This window comes from Sulfitobacter sp. HI0027, assembly GCF_001634775.1.
GTDB lineage: Bacteria > Pseudomonadota > Alphaproteobacteria > Rhodobacterales > Rhodobacteraceae > Sulfitobacter.
Map to the genome: position 1 here is coordinate 30,394 of NZ_LWER01000133.1, position 16,250 is coordinate 46,643.

Annotated in this window: 15 protein-coding genes; 4 read left to right on the forward strand and 11 right to left on the reverse strand. The window is 61.2% G+C overall.

Translation table 11 applies throughout. The features are described from left to right. Nucleotides 1-1,395, reverse strand: a complete 1,395-nt coding sequence (gene cysG / locus A3722_RS07675) for a siroheme synthase CysG (RefSeq protein ID WP_067626173.1) — start codon at nucleotides 1,393-1,395, stop codon at nucleotides 1-3. A 144-nt stretch (nucleotides 1,396-1,539) separates the two neighbouring features. Between cysG and A3722_RS07680 the strand changes: the two genes are divergently transcribed. Further along, nucleotides 1,540-2,001, forward strand: a complete 462-nt coding sequence (locus A3722_RS07680; RefSeq protein WP_067265010.1) for an Lrp/AsnC family transcriptional regulator — start codon at nucleotides 1,540-1,542, stop codon at nucleotides 1,999-2,001. 39 nt (nucleotides 2,002-2,040) lie between these two features. On the opposite strand, the gene tpiA is transcribed toward A3722_RS07680, so the two are convergent. The 10 genes from tpiA to A3722_RS07730 all read right to left on the reverse strand — a co-directional run bounded on the left by tpiA (nucleotide 2,041) and on the right by A3722_RS07730 (nucleotide 11,080). Continuing rightward, nucleotides 2,041-2,790, reverse strand: coding sequence for a triose-phosphate isomerase (gene tpiA, locus A3722_RS07685; RefSeq protein ID WP_067626174.1), 750 nt, complete (start codon nucleotides 2,788-2,790; stop codon nucleotides 2,041-2,043). An 85-nt stretch (nucleotides 2,791-2,875) separates the two neighbouring features. Then, on the reverse strand, nucleotides 2,876-3,238 hold the full coding sequence (locus A3722_RS07690) for a HesB/IscA family protein (RefSeq protein ID WP_067265014.1): 363 nt from the start codon (nucleotides 3,236-3,238) through the stop codon (nucleotides 2,876-2,878). A gap of 54 nt (nucleotides 3,239-3,292) precedes the next feature. After that, nucleotides 3,293-4,006, reverse strand: coding sequence for a DUF3307 domain-containing protein (locus tag A3722_RS07695; protein ID WP_067626176.1), 714 nt, complete (start codon nucleotides 4,004-4,006; stop codon nucleotides 3,293-3,295). A gap of 117 nt (nucleotides 4,007-4,123) precedes the next feature. Further along, nucleotides 4,124-4,738 (reverse strand): hypothetical protein, encoded by a 615-nt coding sequence (locus tag A3722_RS07700; RefSeq protein WP_067626177.1) that lies wholly within the window; start codon nucleotides 4,736-4,738, stop codon nucleotides 4,124-4,126. Nucleotides 4,739-4,855: 117 nt separating this feature from the next. Further along, nucleotides 4,856-6,067 (reverse strand): glycerophosphodiester phosphodiesterase family protein, encoded by a 1,212-nt coding sequence (locus A3722_RS07705; protein WP_067626179.1) that lies wholly within the window; start codon nucleotides 6,065-6,067, stop codon nucleotides 4,856-4,858. A 188-nt stretch (nucleotides 6,068-6,255) separates the two neighbouring features. Then, nucleotides 6,256-6,618, reverse strand: a complete 363-nt coding sequence (locus tag A3722_RS07710; RefSeq protein ID WP_067626181.1) for an SUF system Fe-S cluster assembly protein — start codon at nucleotides 6,616-6,618, stop codon at nucleotides 6,256-6,258. Nucleotides 6,619-6,711: 93 nt separating this feature from the next. Further along, on the reverse strand, nucleotides 6,712-8,094 hold the full coding sequence (gene rimK / locus A3722_RS07715) for a 30S ribosomal protein S6--L-glutamate ligase (protein ID WP_067626183.1): 1,383 nt from the start codon (nucleotides 8,092-8,094) through the stop codon (nucleotides 6,712-6,714). A gap of 68 nt (nucleotides 8,095-8,162) precedes the next feature. Then, on the reverse strand, nucleotides 8,163-9,911 hold the full coding sequence (locus tag A3722_RS07720) for a mechanosensitive ion channel family protein (protein ID WP_082849384.1): 1,749 nt from the start codon (nucleotides 9,909-9,911) through the stop codon (nucleotides 8,163-8,165). A gap of 15 nt (nucleotides 9,912-9,926) precedes the next feature. Further along, complete coding sequence (locus A3722_RS07725; RefSeq protein ID WP_067626185.1) at nucleotides 9,927-10,202, reverse strand: NfeD family protein; 276 nt, start codon at nucleotides 10,200-10,202, stop codon at nucleotides 9,927-9,929. Next, nucleotides 10,202-11,080, reverse strand: a complete 879-nt coding sequence (locus A3722_RS07730) for an SPFH domain-containing protein (protein ID WP_067626224.1) — start codon at nucleotides 11,078-11,080, stop codon at nucleotides 10,202-10,204. The genes A3722_RS07725 and A3722_RS07730 overlap by 1 nt, the downstream gene beginning before the upstream one ends. A gap of 128 nt (nucleotides 11,081-11,208) precedes the next feature. Between A3722_RS07730 and tgt the strand changes: the two genes are divergently transcribed. The 3 genes from tgt (at nucleotide 11,209) to lon (ending at nucleotide 16,196) form a co-directional block, all read left to right on the forward strand. Then, the gene (tgt, locus tag A3722_RS07735; RefSeq protein ID WP_067626186.1) at nucleotides 11,209-12,336 is read left to right on the forward strand and encodes a tRNA guanosine(34) transglycosylase Tgt; all 1,128 of its coding nucleotides are present in this window, start codon (nucleotides 11,209-11,211) and stop codon (nucleotides 12,334-12,336) included. Between the two features lie 109 nt (nucleotides 12,337-12,445). After that, nucleotides 12,446-13,540 (forward strand): alkene reductase, encoded by a 1,095-nt coding sequence (locus tag A3722_RS07740; protein WP_067626187.1) that lies wholly within the window; start codon nucleotides 12,446-12,448, stop codon nucleotides 13,538-13,540. Nucleotides 13,541-13,784: 244 nt separating this feature from the next. After that, nucleotides 13,785-16,196, forward strand: a complete 2,412-nt coding sequence (gene lon / locus A3722_RS07745) for an endopeptidase La (protein ID WP_067626188.1) — start codon at nucleotides 13,785-13,787, stop codon at nucleotides 16,194-16,196. The last annotated feature ends 54 nt before the right edge of the window (nucleotides 16,197-16,250 follow it).

Consider the following 16,250-nt stretch of genomic DNA (forward strand, 5'->3'; position numbering starts at 1 on the left):
TCAGGCCAGCTCCTCTAGCGGGGTTTGGGTGGCAGCTTGGACGGCGGCGCGCGGGGCGAGGCCGTAGAAGGTAAGCGCGGGGCCGGTCATTTCGGCATCGGCCAGATCGCGCGGCAGATCGTTCAGCGTGGTGGACAGCACCCGCTGATCGGCGCGCGAGGCGTTTTCGATCACAGTGACGGGTGTGGCGCGGTCGGCGCCGTGCATTAGCAGGCGGCCTTGGACAAAACGGGCGGATTTCTTGCCCATGTAGATCGCGGCGACCTCACCCGGGCGTGCAAGGGCGGCCCAGTCGTGATCGGCGAAACCTTTCATGTCGTGCCCGGTCAGGAAGCGGACCGAGGCATTGCGGCCCCGTTTGGTCAGGCTTTGACCGATGCCCGCCACGGCGGCAGAGGCGGCGGTGATGCCGGGCACGATGTGCCAGCCGATGTCATGGGCGTCGACCGCGTCGATCTCTTCGTCGAGGCGGCCAAAGACGGTGGCATCGCCGGATTTCAGCCGCACAACCTGTGCGCCGCTTTGGGCGTGCTCGACCAGCAGGGCGTTGATGTGCTCTTGGGCCGTGGAGGGGCCAAAGCCCTCTTTGCCCACGTCGATCATCAGCGCTTCGCGGCGGGCGAGTTCGAGGATTTCGGGGCTGATCAGGCGGTCGTAGATCACCACGTCGGCCTCATCCAGCGCGCGGCGAGCTTTGAGCGTCAGCAGTTCCGGATCGCCGGGGCCGCCGCCAACGAAAGCCACATGGCCGTCGCGGGCTTCGCGGGCGAGGTGGGTCTGCAACAGGTCTTTCAACGCCGGGCGCACGCTATCCTTGCCTTCGGCCAGGGCGCGGGGGCCAGTGGCGAAGTAATACTCACGCCAGAAGTCGCGACGCGCGCGGCCCATGGGCAGGGCGTCGGCCAGCTTGCGAAAGCCTTTGCCGATCCGCGCGAGCGGGCCGAGGGTGACGGGCAGACGCTCTTCCAAATCGGCTTTGATGGCGCGGGCCAGCACCGGGGCGGCGCCTTCGGTGCCGATGGCCACGGTCACCGGGTCACGGTCGACGATGGCGGGGGTGATGAACTGGCTGTCGTGCAGATTGTCGACGATGTTGACCAGCACGCCAGCGGCACGGGCAAGGGCCGCGTTTTCGGCATCCAGCGCGTCATCCTCATCCGCCGCGTAGAACAACAGGGCACCGGGCAGGTCGGCGGCAGTGAGGGCGCGGCGGTGCAGGGTCAGCTTGCCCGCCGCCTGCCATTCGACAAGCTCTGGCGCGGGGGCGGGCGCAAAGATATGCAGCGCGGCTTTGGTCTTCATCAGCAGGCGCAGCTTGGCCAGCGCCGCTTCGCCACCGCCGGAAAGGAGGATCTTTTGCTCGCTTGTGGCGAGGAAGATGGGAAAGTGATCCATGATGCGCCCTGTATTCTGTTTGACGTGACCTCTTATATAGGAAATATTCCCGATAATTGGCTAGTTGCTGGCGCAGATAAGAACATGTGTTCGCTATGGCCGTAGGTGGAGTATGAACGTCCTGCCGGGACGAGAGAGAAGAGAATGACTGTCCGAATTGATGAGACCGACCGGAAGATTTTGGCGCAGCTGCAACGGGATGCGAGCCAATCGCTGGACGATATCGCCCGCGAAGTTGGCTCTTCAAAGACCCCGGTGTGGAATCGGATCCGCAAGCTGCGCGAGGCCGGGGTGATTGGCCAGCAGACCGTGGTGCTGGATTCCGAAGCGCTTGGGTTTGAGGCGTGCTTTTTCGTGCTGATCCGCACCTCGGAGCATGAGGCAGCGTGGCAGGCGGCGTTTTTGCAGGCGTTGAAAGACCGGCCCGAGGTGCAGGAAGCGCACCGTTTGGCAGGGGATATCGATTATATCCTGAAAGTGCGGGTCAAGAATGCGCGGGCCTATGACGTGTTTTATCAGGCGCTGATTTCGGAGGTGAAAGTGCACAACGTCACCGCGCTTTTGTCGATGGAAGAGATCAAATCGACGACGATGCTGCCGCTGTAAGAACGCGGGGCGGGGCATCACTGCCCGCCCCGGTTGTTTTCAGGACTGTGCGAGGGCAGTCACAATGGGCGCGAAGTCTTCGGCCTTAAGGCTGGCCCCACCCACAAGCGCGCCGTCGACGTTTTCCACGGCGAAAATCTCAACAGCATTCGCGGCTTTGACCGAGCCGCCGTAGAGCAAGGGCAGCGCATTGCCGATCTCAGCGCCGAAACGCTTGATGAGCCGGGCGCGGATGAAGTCATGCACCTCTTTGATCTGCGCGATGCTGGGCACTTTGCCGGTGCCGATGGCCCAGATCGGTTCATAGGCGATCACGGTATTCTCCGCATCAACTGCATCGGGGAGAGAGCCGTCGAGTTGCCCACCGATGACGTCGAGCGTTTGGTCAGCGTCTCGCTCGGCTTCGCTTTCGCCAATGCAGACGATGGCGGTGAGACCAGCGGCCCAGGCGGCACAGGTCTTGGCCTGCACATCGGCGTCGGTTTCCCGGTGCGCATCGCGGCGCTCTGAATGGCCGAGGATCACATGGGTGGCGCCGCTGTCGGCGACCATCGTGGCGGAGATGTCACCCGTATAGGCGCCTGCGCCTTCGGTATGGCAATCCTGCGCACCGATTTGGATCGGGCTGCCGTGGGTGGCGTCAGTGGCGCGGAACAGCAATGTGCTGGGCGGGCAGATCACGACCTGCGGCGGGTTTTCGGGCAGGCCGGTGGCAAGGCTGTGAAGCTCTGCCAAAGAGGCGGCGGTGCCGTTCATCTTCCAGTTGCCGGCGGCGATTTTGGGGCGCATCGGATCCGTCCTGATCTGTTGATATTGCTAGATCAGTTCGCAGGCCCGCTGCCTTTCGTCAAGACCGTGAGCCTGACGGGCGCGCTTACTTCGCGCCCAAGCTCTCGTCGAACTTGATGGATTCCCCGCAGCCGCAGGCTTCGGTCACATTGGGATTGCGGAACTTGAAACCGGACTCGAGCAGCGTTGTCTCATAGTCGATTTCGGTGCCAAAGAGGAACATCTGCGCCATCGGTGCGATCATCACCCGCGCGCCGTCTTGCTCAACCACCTCATCGTTGGGGTCGGTCGCTTCGACGTATTCCATGGTGTATTCCATCCCCGCACAGCCGCCTTTTTTGACGCCAATGCGCAGCCCTGCGTGGCCCGCCGATTGCATCAGTTTTGCAATCTGGCCAGCGGCTTTGGGGGTCATGGTGACGGCTTGCTTGCCGGGAATGCCAAACATGTCAAATTCTCCTATGCGGCCAAGATAGGGATGCGGGGCGGTGATCTCAAGCCGTCAAAGGGAATTCATTGCCGCCAGCGTAGCAAAGGCCACGATGAGCGCCCAACCGAAAGAAGCCAGCGTCCCGATGATGACGTATTCGCTTATTTTCTGGTTCTTTTTCACTGTGTCAAAGCGCAGGATCGACTTTGCCGCGATGAGAAATCCGATGCCCGTAGGCTCGCCGATCATGACCATCAGAAAGATAAGCGCGCGTTCCAGCAGACCAATGACCCTGCCTGCGGTCTCCAAGCCGTCGGGCTGAGCCTGCGCTTTGTGGGGCAACATCAAGCCGCCTACCGCAGGCCCGCCTGCAAGGGTGGCGGTGATCAGCCCCGCAAGGAAGAGGGCAGGCGGAATAAGCGTTGTGCTCTGAGCAGCCCAGAGGCCACTGGCAAAAGCATCTGGAGTATAAAGGGTGAAGACCGCGATGGTCGCAAGATGGGCGGCTTGATCGATGAGGTAGGGCCAGAGCCGCTCGCGGTGCTGCTCGGGAACGGCGTAGGTTTTGACTGCATCAATCCCGACATGGGCGAGGGCGAGAAGGCCAACTGGGAGGAGACTGCCGCCGAGGGCCATCGCAGTCGCGGCAAAGACAATGACACCGTGCAGCAGAAGTATGTGGGGTTTGCGTTTGGCGGCGACCATCGCGTTGGTCTGAAATACGAAATCCGCCAACAAATGGGCGAGCAGGCAAGCGAGGGCGGTGGCGATGGCCTGTTCGGTCATGAGGGGTCCGGCTGTTGGGGGTGGTTGTTATTTGAAAAGCCGCAGCGGGCTGTGGCAAGGGTTTTTCTCAAGAGGCAGTACAGGCATATTTGGCTGTAATGCTCGATAACAGCTTTATTAGGTTGTTTTGTGCTCCTCTAGCACGTCGCAAACCTGTCGCAATTCATCTATCCCCGCCGCGTCTACATGGCCCTGAACACTCTGCTGCGTCAGCTCAAACCGCTGCGCGAGATCTGCTTGCACGGGCGGCTCAGGGGCCAGCATGTAGTAGGCGACATCGGCTTGGCGCTTGGTCCAACCGGTTGCGATCCGGTCGGCGAGGGGGAGGGCTGCACGCAACGCGAGGGTGGCATCCGGGGCATTCATGCGCCGCGCGCGGGGCATGGCGTCGAGGGCGTGACCGGAACGAACCAGCGCCGCGCCATCGGCGCGAGAGAGATCGTCGCCTGCGAAATGCGCCTCGCCTATTCCGATGCCAAAGCGGGTGTCTGCGGTCTTGCCGCAGCGGCGCACGGCGGCGCGTAGAACGAGGGCCGCGCGGAGGGTGAACTTTGGCACCACGGCCATTTGCCAGCCGTCACCGCGAAAGCGGGTCATGCGGGCGGGCTGGCCTTGCCATGTCGTCAGAGCCTCGGCGGCGTCTTCGAGACGTGCGAAAACAGCATCCAACTCCGCCCGGCTCATCGCGGAGGATTTCACGATATCTCCGGTAAAAATTGCCCAAGTTTCCATGGCTTGCCCCTTGTTTCCCGCAATGTCGCAGGAAGGCGAAATCCATGCAAGCCCGGCCAACGAAAAGGGCCGCCCGAGATGGGGCGGCCCTGAGGGTGATCCAATGCGCGGCGCGGATCAGAGGCCCATGCAGTTCGCGTAATAGGTCACGGTCGCGGGCCAATCGGAGAAGACACCGGCCACGCCCACGTCTTGGGCCAGCACATCCAGCGCCACCAGATAGTCGCTGTCGTCTTTCACAACATCATTGACCGACTGGAAGTACCAACCGCCACCGGAGGCGAGCGGGCCGGAACGCTCCAGCGTCCATGCGATCAGGGTCAGCCCCGCTTCTTTCGCGGCCAGGGCGTATTCGGAGCCAGCAATTTCGCCCTCTTTGTTGGTCAGCATCATGTTGAGCGAGGGGGCGAGGTAGTTCACGCCCTTGGCTTTCAGATCAGCGAAGTTTTCGGCCCATGTCTCGGGGTTCTGCTCATCGAAACCGTCGGACCATTGTACCAGATAAACAGCCTGTTTTCCGAATTCGGGTGTGTTCTCAACCCAGTAGAGCACATCGTCAAGGTTGAAGGACTGCGGCCAAACGTCAGAGGCCGGGATGCCCGCAGCGACATATTCATCAACCAGTTTCTGCGCATAGTCTTCCTGAGAGAAACCGTCATGGGGCATCTCGACAGAGGGGGATTTCAGCTCAGGCGTGAATTTGGCGCCCAAGGATTTGAACAGTTCGATCGATTCCGCATGGGTCATCAGATCGGCTTTGTCGCTGTAAAGCTCGGTGCGCCAATTCGCGACGCCGCCCTGATAATCTTCGGCGGTGGTGGCGGTCGTGTCGGCACTGTCCATCTTGGGCGTCAGGGTGCGGAACTCTGCCAAGGTGATGTCGGAGGTGCGGCATTCGGCGCTGGCTGGCGTGTCGCCCGACGCGGCGGTGAAGCCGGTGGTGCATTTCTCGGCCAGATCAGAGACGAGGATGTTCGTCGTGGTGTGCAGATCGTTCTGCGCGTGGCGGCAGACCAATTCATGATCGGCGGTAAAGGTTACGTCGCATTCCAAAATGCCCGCACCCATGCGCGCGGCGGCGACGTTGGATTGCACGGTGTGTTCGGGAAACATCAGCGGCGCGCCCCGGTGCCCGATTGAGAAATCGGACTTGGCGGCGTCTTGACCCATGCAAGAGGCCAGCTTGTCCTTCAAGTCGCCCTCGGGCAGCTTATCCACCAGATAGGCGGGGCGGGGGCCGTATTCGACCGGTGTCGCTGAAGAGTGAGCATCGGCCAACGCCATGCCGGGCGCGAGGGCCAGAGCGGCGAGAGAAACAAGGGTTCGCATAATGTTATCCGTTCGTGAATGAAGTTCTGGGCGCTTCTATGGGGGGGCTGTGTAACGGTTTCACGACCGGATCATGTCAGTCGAATGAACAATCCGGCGCGCCCCCATTCGGCACGACGCGGCCAAAGAAAAACGCCGCCGATGACCTGCATCGACGGCGTTTATTGTTCGCTCTGCGAAACTGTGGCTTACATGAAGCCCAGTTCAAGCCGGGCTTCATCAGACATCATGTCCATGCCCCAAGGCGGTTCCCAAACCAGCGCCACATCGACCTGCTTGACCCCCGCAATCGGTTCGACCGCATCGGCGACCCATCCGGGCATTTCACCCGCGACGGGGCAACCGGGCGCGGTCAGCGACATCTTGATGTCCACTTCGTTCTCGGCGTTGATGTCAATCGTGTAGATCAACCCCAGTTCATAGATATTCACAGGGATTTCAGGGTCATAGACCGTGCGACACGCCTCGACGACCTGCTCATAAAGCGGGTGGTCGGTGGAAGAGGGCGCAATCAGCGGTGTCCCTTCGAGCGGTTGGGTCTGTTCGGTCATCTCTTGCCTCGCATCATTCTCGACGTTTTATATAGGGATTGCGGGGCGGGGCGTAAAGTGGCCCGACGCCCTGAGGGCGAAGGGCCGCCCCGGTCAGCCCCCTTTGCGACGCCGCGCAGGTTGCGGCTTCACACGGGCTTCGATCTCATCATAGACCTTACCGACGATGTCTTTCTTGGTGGCGTTTTCGATCCCTTCGAACCCGGGGGAGGAGTTGACCTCAAGCACCTTTGGGCCGCTTTCCGAACGCAGCAGGTCGACCCCGGCGATGCCAAGGCCAAAGGCCCGCGCGGCGCGCACGGCGGTGTCGCGTTCCTCTTTCGAGATGCGGACGACCTTGGCCGAACCGCCCCGGTGCAGGTTCGAGCGGAAGTCGCCCTCCGCCCCGGTGCGTTTCATGGAGGCGACAACCTTGCCCGCCACCACGAGGCAACGGATATCTTCGCCGGCGGCTTCCTTGACGAAATCCTGCACGAGAAAGTTGGCGCGCAGGCCGCGGAAGGCGTCGATGACGCTCTCGGCAGCTTTCTTGGTTTCGGCCAGCACGACGCCCTTGCCTTGGGTCGATTCCAGTAGTTTCACGATCAGCGGCGCAGTGCCCACCAATGCCATCAGGTTTGAGGTATCCTTGGGCGAGGCGGCAAAAGCCGTGGTCGGCATGCCGATCTTTTTCGCCGCCAAAACCTGATGCGCGTGCAGTTTGTCGCGGCTGGCGGTGATCCCGGCAGAGCCGTTGACGCAATAGGTGCCAATCGTCTCGAACTGGCGGATCACGGCGGTGCCATAGGGGGTGATCGACGCGCCGATGCGCGGGATCACGGCGTCATAGCGGGGCAGGCGCTTGCCGTCGTAATGCACTTCGGGGGCCAGTTGGTTGATCGCCATATAGCAGCGCGTGGTATCGATCACCTCAACCACATGGCCGCGGGCCTCTCCGACCTCGACCAGACGGCGGGTCGAGTAATTGTCTTCGCGGCTGAGCACCGCGATGCGCAGGGCACGCTGTGGTGCGGTGTGGCGCAGGCTGGCGGTGTGGTAAACGTCATAGTTCAGGTCCGGCTGCAAACGCCGCTCTGTCGCCGAGATGTTGATGTGCTCGGTCAGCGCCTGACGGCCCAGCAACATGCGGCTGGTCATGCTCGCGCGGTTGGTCAGGGTCACGTCGATGGGCCAGCTTTGGCCGTTCACTTCAATCGTGGTCGCGATCACGAAACGATGCTCGGATTCGCCGTTGGAGGAGGTGACCTCGCGCCGGTCAATGAGCGGCGCAGAGCAGGTGATGGAAATATCATCGCGCCCCGAGATCGGATGCACGTTAAAACGGACCTTGGGCTTGGAGGCGGGGCCGAAAACCTCAATATCGTGGGCATGCAGCGCTGAGGTGCGCGCGCCGGTGTCAACCTTGGCCTTGATCGCGGGAAGGCCAAGATCGGGCAGGGCCACCCATTCTTCCCAGCCGAATGTCAGTTTATCCATTGCCTGCTCCTTGGGTGATTGGTCTGCCTGCCTAACCTGCGGCAGGGATCGCTTCAAGCGATGCTGTGTTACGGTTTGCCCATATCCGCGGGGGCGGGGGGCAACATGCGGACGTCGTCTTCTTTCTCCATCCGCGCCGCGGCGGCGAGGAGTTCTTCGCGCACCCGGCATTCGATGTCCCAAAAGGTCGCCGCATTGTCGGTGGGCAGTTCAAAGCGAACTTTGATGCCGAATGCGTCTTGCTCAAGCACATGGACCTTGGCCTTGTCCATCGGTTTGACGTCATTGGGGTCTTCTTGGGCCAAAAGATTAAAGAACACCCGGCGCAGCGCCGCCACATCGGCATTCTGCGACAGGGTCAGGATGATGGGGCGTACCATGGCGTGGTCCTCGATCGACCAATTCTCAAACGCATCAGAGACGAAATAGCTGACCGGAACGATCAGACGGGTACCGTTCCAGTTCAAAAGTTGCACGTAGGTGAAGTGGATCCGCTCTACCGTGCAAAAATGCCCCTCAAAGATCAACTGGTCGCCAATCCGGGCGGAACGGTTCAGCGCGATCTGGATGGAGGCAAGGATATTGCCCAAAACCTCACGCGCGGCGAAACCCAGTACGATGGTCACCGCACCGGCTGAGGCCAACAGCGACAGGCCAAGGGTGTTGTCCGCATTGCTTGAGACCAAGATCACGCCGGAGGCCACCAGCACGGCGATCACGATCACCCCTTTGCGGGCAGCGGCGATCGTGGTGGCGATGGACCGCATGTGCGCGTTCATCGGGTCGGCAAGCTCATAGGCGTTGTTGGGGCTGATCCGGTCGAAAATCTCGTCAAAGGTAAAGACGATGGCAAGGGTCCCGGCGGTCACATAGGCGATCAGCAAGATCGGACTGAGCACCGCGTCGATGAAGCCGGATACCACCAGCACGCGGCTGGTGGCCGTGCCGATGATCGCGGCGCAAAGCACGATGGCAGCAGGCCAGCGGAAGGACCGCAGCATAAAGCGCATCCAGCGCCGTTTGGCCACTTCGCCCAGACGGCGCATGATGCCGAAGGCGAACCAGCCAGCCATCAGCGCCCCCACCAAGAGTAGGGGCAAAAACAGCACTTCCCAAAGATACATGCCCCAAAAGGCGCGGATGCGCAGCCAGTCGGGCAACATCGTCTCAAGCTCCGTCGGCCCGTATTGCGCGTGAAGATGGGGAATGTTGTCAATGCTCTGGCGCGAGAAGACCCAGACGGGCTCGGCGTCCTCTCCGGGTTTGATCCGGTTGAGCCGCAAAGGCACATCATGGCCGCCCAGCTCTAACCGGTCGATCAGCAGCGAGCGGCGCACGCGCCCGGTGTCGTTATCCTCGGCCGAGCCAGAGAGCCAACCGTCGGGCCGGTCCGCCAGTTTGCGCCATGGCACGACGACCTTGCGCTCCATCAAGACCGAAAGCTGAAAGGCGCGTTCAGTCCCGATGACGGCCTGATCGGCTTGGGGCAGGTCCGACAAGTCAAGGATATGCGCCGCGTCGGAGTAGTGGCCATTGTCCGTCAGGTAAATAAAGCTTTCCAGCGCGGCCATCGGCGTGCCCCGGTCCAGTGTCTCGGGCGGGGGCGGCAGGCCGGGGTTCAGCTCGGTCGTTTCAAACCATGCCTCTTGCGCCTGTCCGGAGGCGGCGGCAGCGAGCATTGCCAGCGCCAGCACAAAGGCCCCCAGAAAACGAGGAATTACAGACGCGAAAGCGCGTGAGAGTAGGGCAAGCCGCTGCATGGATAGCGCAATGTAGCGGGTGTTCGGGCAATTCAAGGCTGCGCCACGCTTGTTCATGCCATTTGCGGGCGTTTAGTTTTCGTTGATGTCACGGGTGACGATCCGCGCGCCGCTGGACTGCCGTTTGAAAACCGCCCGCAGGACCAGCCAAGCGATGAGCGACAGAACCGCAAAGATCGCCAGCATCAAGGCCACATTGGCCGGTGCCCAAAACGCAACCACCACCGCCATGCCAAGCGCGCCGAGCGCGAAGCCAAGGAAGATCGAACCGGGCAGCAAGAGCTCAATCACGCCAAGGGTCAAGGCCGCGCAGACCCAGACCCACCAGAGTGCCAGCCAGGCCGCCATCAGCCTTTCCCTCTGAGCAGTTTGAAAGCATCGCCAAAGGCCTCTAACGCCTGCGCGGGGACAAGGATGGTCTGACTGCCCGCGCCCTTGCCCATGGCATTCAGCGCATCGACCTGTTTCAGCGCGATTTGGTAATGCGCGGCGTCGAGCCCGTTTTCGTTGATCGCCGTGGCGACGACTTGGGTGGCATAGGCTTCGGCATCGGCCAGAATGCGCCGGGCCTTGGCGGTCTGCTCAGATGCGTAAAGCTCGGCCTCGGCGGCCAGTTCCACGGCGCGTTTTTTGCCCTCGGCCTCTGTCACCTGTGCGCGGCGGGCGCGTTCGGCGTTGAGCTGTTGCATCATGGCGGCGCGGGTGGCGGCATCTAGGTTCACGTCCAGAATTTCGGCTCGGGTCACTTCGATGCCCCAACTGTCCACGGCATCTTCGACGCTGGCCTTAATCGTGGTGATCAACTGGCTTCGGTTGGCCTGCACCTCGTCGAGGTCCATCTTGCCGATCTCGGCCCGGACGATCCCCGCCACGGTGGTTGAGATTGCACTGTCCACGTTGCGGATGCGGTAAACGGTCTTTTCCGGCTCGGTGATACGGTAAAACACCGAGGTATCGACCTGCACCAGCACGTTGTCGCGGGTGATCGCGTCTTGGCTGGCGGTGGGCAACTGCCGCTCTAGGATCGAGATTTTATGCGCCACGCTGTCGATGAAAGGCACGATCATATTGATCCCCGGCCCCAAGACTGCGCGCAGACGGCCAAAGCGTTCAATCACATGCTGTTCAGACTGCGGGACGATCTTAACCGATTTTAGGATCAGGATCACGACCAGCAGGGCCAGCAAAAGCCAAGCGAGGTTATTTTCCAAAAGGCCGATCAGCATGTCTTCGAGGGGCAAGGCCGTAATCCTTTGAATGATATCATTTTTACGCAATCCTCGCTATTTTACCTTTATTGCATGTTTCTCGCCACTGGTTTATCGCGCCAGTCGCAGCCAGAGAGGGCCAGAGTATGACCAGCACCGGATTCACCAAACACGCGCAGGACGGCAAGGCACGCAGCGGCGTGATCCAAACCACGCGCGGCGAGATCCGCACGCCCGCCTTCATGCCCGTGGGCACGGCGGCGACGGTCAAGGCAATGATGCCCGAAAGCGTGGCATCGACGGGCGCTGATATCCTGCTGGGCAACACCTACCATCTGATGCTGCGCCCCACGGCGGAACGTGTGGCCGCCTTGGGCGGGCTGCATAAATTCATGAACTGGGACAGGCCGATCCTGACGGACAGTGGCGGCTTTCAGGTGATGAGCCTTGCCGGGCTGCGCAAGCTGACCGAGCGTGGCGTGACCTTCAAAAGCCATATCGACGGCTCAAAACATGAAATCACGCCGGAACGTTCGATGGAGATTCAGGAACTGCTTGGCTCCGACATCGTCATGTGTTTCGACGAATGCCCCGCGCTGCCCGCCGACCGCGACCGCATTGCCGAAAGCATGCGCCTGTCGATGCGTTGGGCCAAGCGCAGCCGGGAGGCATTTGGCGACCGGCCCGGTCACATGCTTTTCGGCATCCAGCAGGGCGGGCTTGAGCAAGACTTTCGCCAAGAGAGCGCCGAGGCGCTGCGCGAGATTGGTTTTGACGGCTATGCCGTCGGCGGTCTGGCCGTGGGCGAGGGGCAGCAGGCGATGTTCTCTACTCTTGATTTCGCCACCGACATGCTGCCCGAAGACAAACCGCGTTACCTGATGGGCGTGGGCAAGCCTGACGATATCGTGGGCGCCGTGGCGCGGGGCATTGATATGATGGACTGCGTGTTGCCCAGCCGGTCGGGCCGGACGGGGCAGGTGTTCACCCGGATGGGCGTGCTCAACATCAAGAACGCGCGGCACATGGATGACCCGCGCCCTCTCGATGAAAATTGCAGCTGTCCGGCCTGTCAGAACTACTCTCGCGCCTATCTGCACCATGTTTTCCGCAGCCAAGAGATCATCTCGTCGATGCTGCTGACATGGCACAACCTGCAATACTACCAAGACATCATGGCGGGCATGCGCGAGGCCATCGCGGCGGGCCGCTTTACCCAGTGGCAGGCCGACTTCCACGCAGGGCGCGAGCAGGGCGATATCGACCCGCTTTAAGGGCAGGGCGGCGGCGTATTCTCACGCGAAATTGTGCTGACGGTCCTTGCTGCATTGCGGCAGGGTCTTAGGTGCCCTTGCACAGTCTATTGCAAGGAAAGGCCCGAATATGACCGAGAAGCTATTTACCCCCTTCACCGCCGGTGAGATTGTGGCCGACAACCGTCTGGTGATGGCCCCGCTGACCCGCAACCGTGCAGATGACGAGACTGGCGAAGTCTCGGACATGCATGTCGAGTATTACCGCCAGCGCGCGGGAGCGGGCATCATCATCACCGAAGCCACACAGATCAGCCCCGAGGGCAAAGGGTACTTCCAAACCCCCGGCATCCATACCGAAGGCCAAGTCGCCGCATGGCGCAAAGTGACCGATGCGGTGCATTCCGAAGGTGGGCGCATCGTGATCCAACTGTGGCACGTGGGCCGGATCAGCCATACCTCCCTACAGCCTGAGGGCGGCAAGCCTGTCGCACCCTCGGCCATCGCGGCGGGGGTAAAAACCTTTACCGCCAACGGGTTTGAGGATACTTCAGAGCCGCGCGCGCTGGATTTGGATGAGATGCCGCGTCTGGTCGCGGACTACGCCCATGCCGCCGAAATGGCCAAAAAGGCCGGTTTCGACGGGGTCGAAGTGCATGGGGCTAATGGCTATCTGCTGGATCAATTCCTGAAAACCGGCAGCAACAAACGCGATGACGCCTATGGCGGCAGTGTGGAAAACCGCGCGCGGTTGCTGTTCGAAGTGCTGGATGCTATGACAAAGGTCTGGGGCGGTGAACGTGTCGGCCTGCGGCTCTCGCCCTTCTCGCCCGCCAATGGGATCGAAGACACCGACCCGCAGGAGACGTTTGAATATGTCGTCAAAGGGCTGAACCGTTACAACCTCTCTTATCTGCACCTCGTCGAAGGCGCGACGGGCGGCTCGCGTGAGCTGGACGAAGGCGAAAGCATCGCCGCCCTGCGCGCGCTCTTTGAGGGGCCCTATATGGCCAACAACGGCTATGACCGTGAGATGGCGATTGAGGCCGTGGACAATGACAAGGCCGATCTGATCGCCGTGGGCCGCCCCTTCATCGCCAATCCCGATCTGCCGCGTCGTTGGCAGATGAACGGGCCGCTGAACGAGGGCGATACCGATACCTATTACGGGGGCGGGCGCGAAGGCTTTACCGATTACCCGACACTGGAACAGGCCGACGCCTGATCATTTACGGGATCAATTACGGGGCGCCCATGCGGTGCCCCGTGACGCCGCGCGTGGAATTGGGGCGAAATCACCCCAACGCGCGCTTGCCTCCACCCCGCCGAAGCGCGATGATGGCGGCCTAATACCCCGCAAGGGATTGAAACAGGCGGATGGGATGCACACATGTCCTGTCCAGAAAAGGGGATGTCAGAGGCCGCCTATGACAGGGGCCCGGATGTCTTGCTAAGATAAGGAATTGAGCATGTTAGAGCCACTGAACGCATCCTACCCGGTGCTTCCGCTGCGCGACATCGTCGTGTTTCCCCACATGATCGTGCCGCTTTTCGTTGGCCGCGAAAAATCCGTCCGCGCCCTTGAAGAGGTGATGGCAGACGACAAACAAATCCTGCTGTCGAGCCAGATCGACCCCGCCGAGGATGATCCCGACACCGCTGGCATCTACAAGGCCGGTGTGTTGGCCAATGTGCTGCAATTGCTGAAACTGCCCGATGGCACCGTCAAAGTGCTGGTCGAAGGTCAGGCGCGAGTGCGCATCACCGAATACCTTGAAAACGACAACTTCTTTGAGGCCCGCGCCGAGTATCTGACAGAGATGCCGGGCGATCCGGCCACCACACAGGCGCTGCTGCGCACCGTGGCCGATGAATTCGAGCGCTACGCCAAGGTCAAGAAGAACGTCCCCGAAGAAGCGCTCGCCGCCGTTGGTGAAAGCGCCGAACCTGCGCGTCTGGCCGACCTCGTGGCCGGGCACCTCGGCATCGAAGTCGAGCAAAAGCAGGACCTGCTGGAGACGCTGAGCATTTCTGAGCGGCTTGAGAAAGTTTACGGGCTGATGCAGGGCGAAATGTCCGTGCTGCAGGTCGAGAAAAAGATCAAGACCCGCGTCAAATCCCAGATGGAGCGCACGCAGCGCGAGTACTATCTGAATGAGCAGATGAAGGCCATTCAGCAGGAACTCGGCGATGGCGAAGACGGAAAGAATGAAGTCGCTGAGCTGGAAGCCCGCGTGGCTGAGACCAAGCTGAGCAAGGAAGCCCGCGAAAAGGCCGACGCCGAGATCAAAAAGCTCAAGAACATGAGCCCGATGTCTGCCGAAGCCACCGTTGTGCGCAACTACCTTGATTGGATGCTGTCGATCCCATGGGGCGTGAAATCGCGCGTCAAGAAAGACCTCAGCCGTGCGCAAAAGGTGCTGGATGACGATCACTATGGCCTCGACAAGGTCAAGGAACGCATCGTCGAATACCTTGCCGTGCAGCAGCGTTCGTCCAAAATGAAGGGCCCGATCATGTGCCTCGTCGGCCCTCCGGGCGTCGGCAAGACATCTTTGGGTAAGTCGGTCGCCAAGGCCACGGGGCGCGAATTCATTCGCATCTCGCTGGGTGGTGTGCGTGACGAGTCCGAGATCCGCGGCCACCGTCGGACCTACATCGGCTCCATGCCCGGCAAGATCATTCAGGCGCTGAAAAAAGCGAAAACCACGAACCCGCTCATCCTGCTCGATGAAATCGACAAGATGGGGCAGGACTTCCGTGGCGATCCGGCGTCGGCCATGCTCGAAGTGCTTGATCCGGAACAGAACGGCACCTTCGTCGACCACTACTTGGAGGTGGAATATGACCTCTCGAACGTGATGTTCCTGACCACATCGAACAGCTACAACATGCCCGGGCCGCTTCTGGACCGGATGGAGATCATCCCGCTTTCCGGCTACACCGAGGACGAGAAGCGCGAGATCGCCAAGCAGCATCTGGTGGCCAAACAGGTTAAGAACCACGGTCTGAAGAAGAAGGAGTTCGAGATCGAGGACTCCGCTCTGACTGGCATGATCCGCTACTACACCCGCGAGGCTGGCGTGCGGAACCTTGAGCGCGAGATCGCCAAGGTGGCACGTAAGTCGTTGACCAAGATCGTGAAAAAGGAAGCTGAGAGCGTCACCGTGACCGGCGACAACCTCGAAGACTTCCTTGGCGTGCGCAAGCATCGCTTCGGTTTGGCCGAAGAGAAAGACCAGATCGGTGTCGTCACCGGGCTGGCCTATACTTCCGTGGGCGGTGAGTTGTTGCAGATCGAAGCTCTGCGTTTGCCGGGCAAGGGCCGGATGAAGACCACCGGCAAGCTTGGCGATGTGATGAAGGAAAGCATCGACGCGGCAAGCTCTTACGTCCGTTCGATCTCTCCGCAGATCGGGATCAAGCCGCCGAAGTTCGACACGCTGGATATTCACGTGCACGTCCCCGACGGTGCCACGCCCAAAGACGGCCCCTCGGCCGGGCTGGCGATGGTGACTTCGATCGTGTCGGTGCTGACGCAGATCCCCGTGCGGCGCGACATCGCCATGACAGGCGAGGTCTCTCTGCGTGGTAACGCGATGCCAATCGGCGGCCTGAAGGAAAAGCTCCTCGCGGCCCTGCGCGGCGGTATCACCACCGTGCTGATCCCGCAGGAGAATGAGAAAGACCTGCCGGATATTCCGGGCAACGTCAAAGAAGGGCTGACCATCATTCCGGTGAACCATGTCTCCGAAGTGTTGGAACATGCGCTGGTCAGCAAGCCGAAGGCAATTGACTGGGACGAGGCCGCTCAAGAAGCCGCCGAAGCTGCCGCGATGAAAGCCCGCTCCGCTGGCGTGGACGCGACCACCACGCATTAATACTGCGACCGAGGACTAAGACCTCAACGCGCGCCTTTCGAGGCGCGCGTTTTT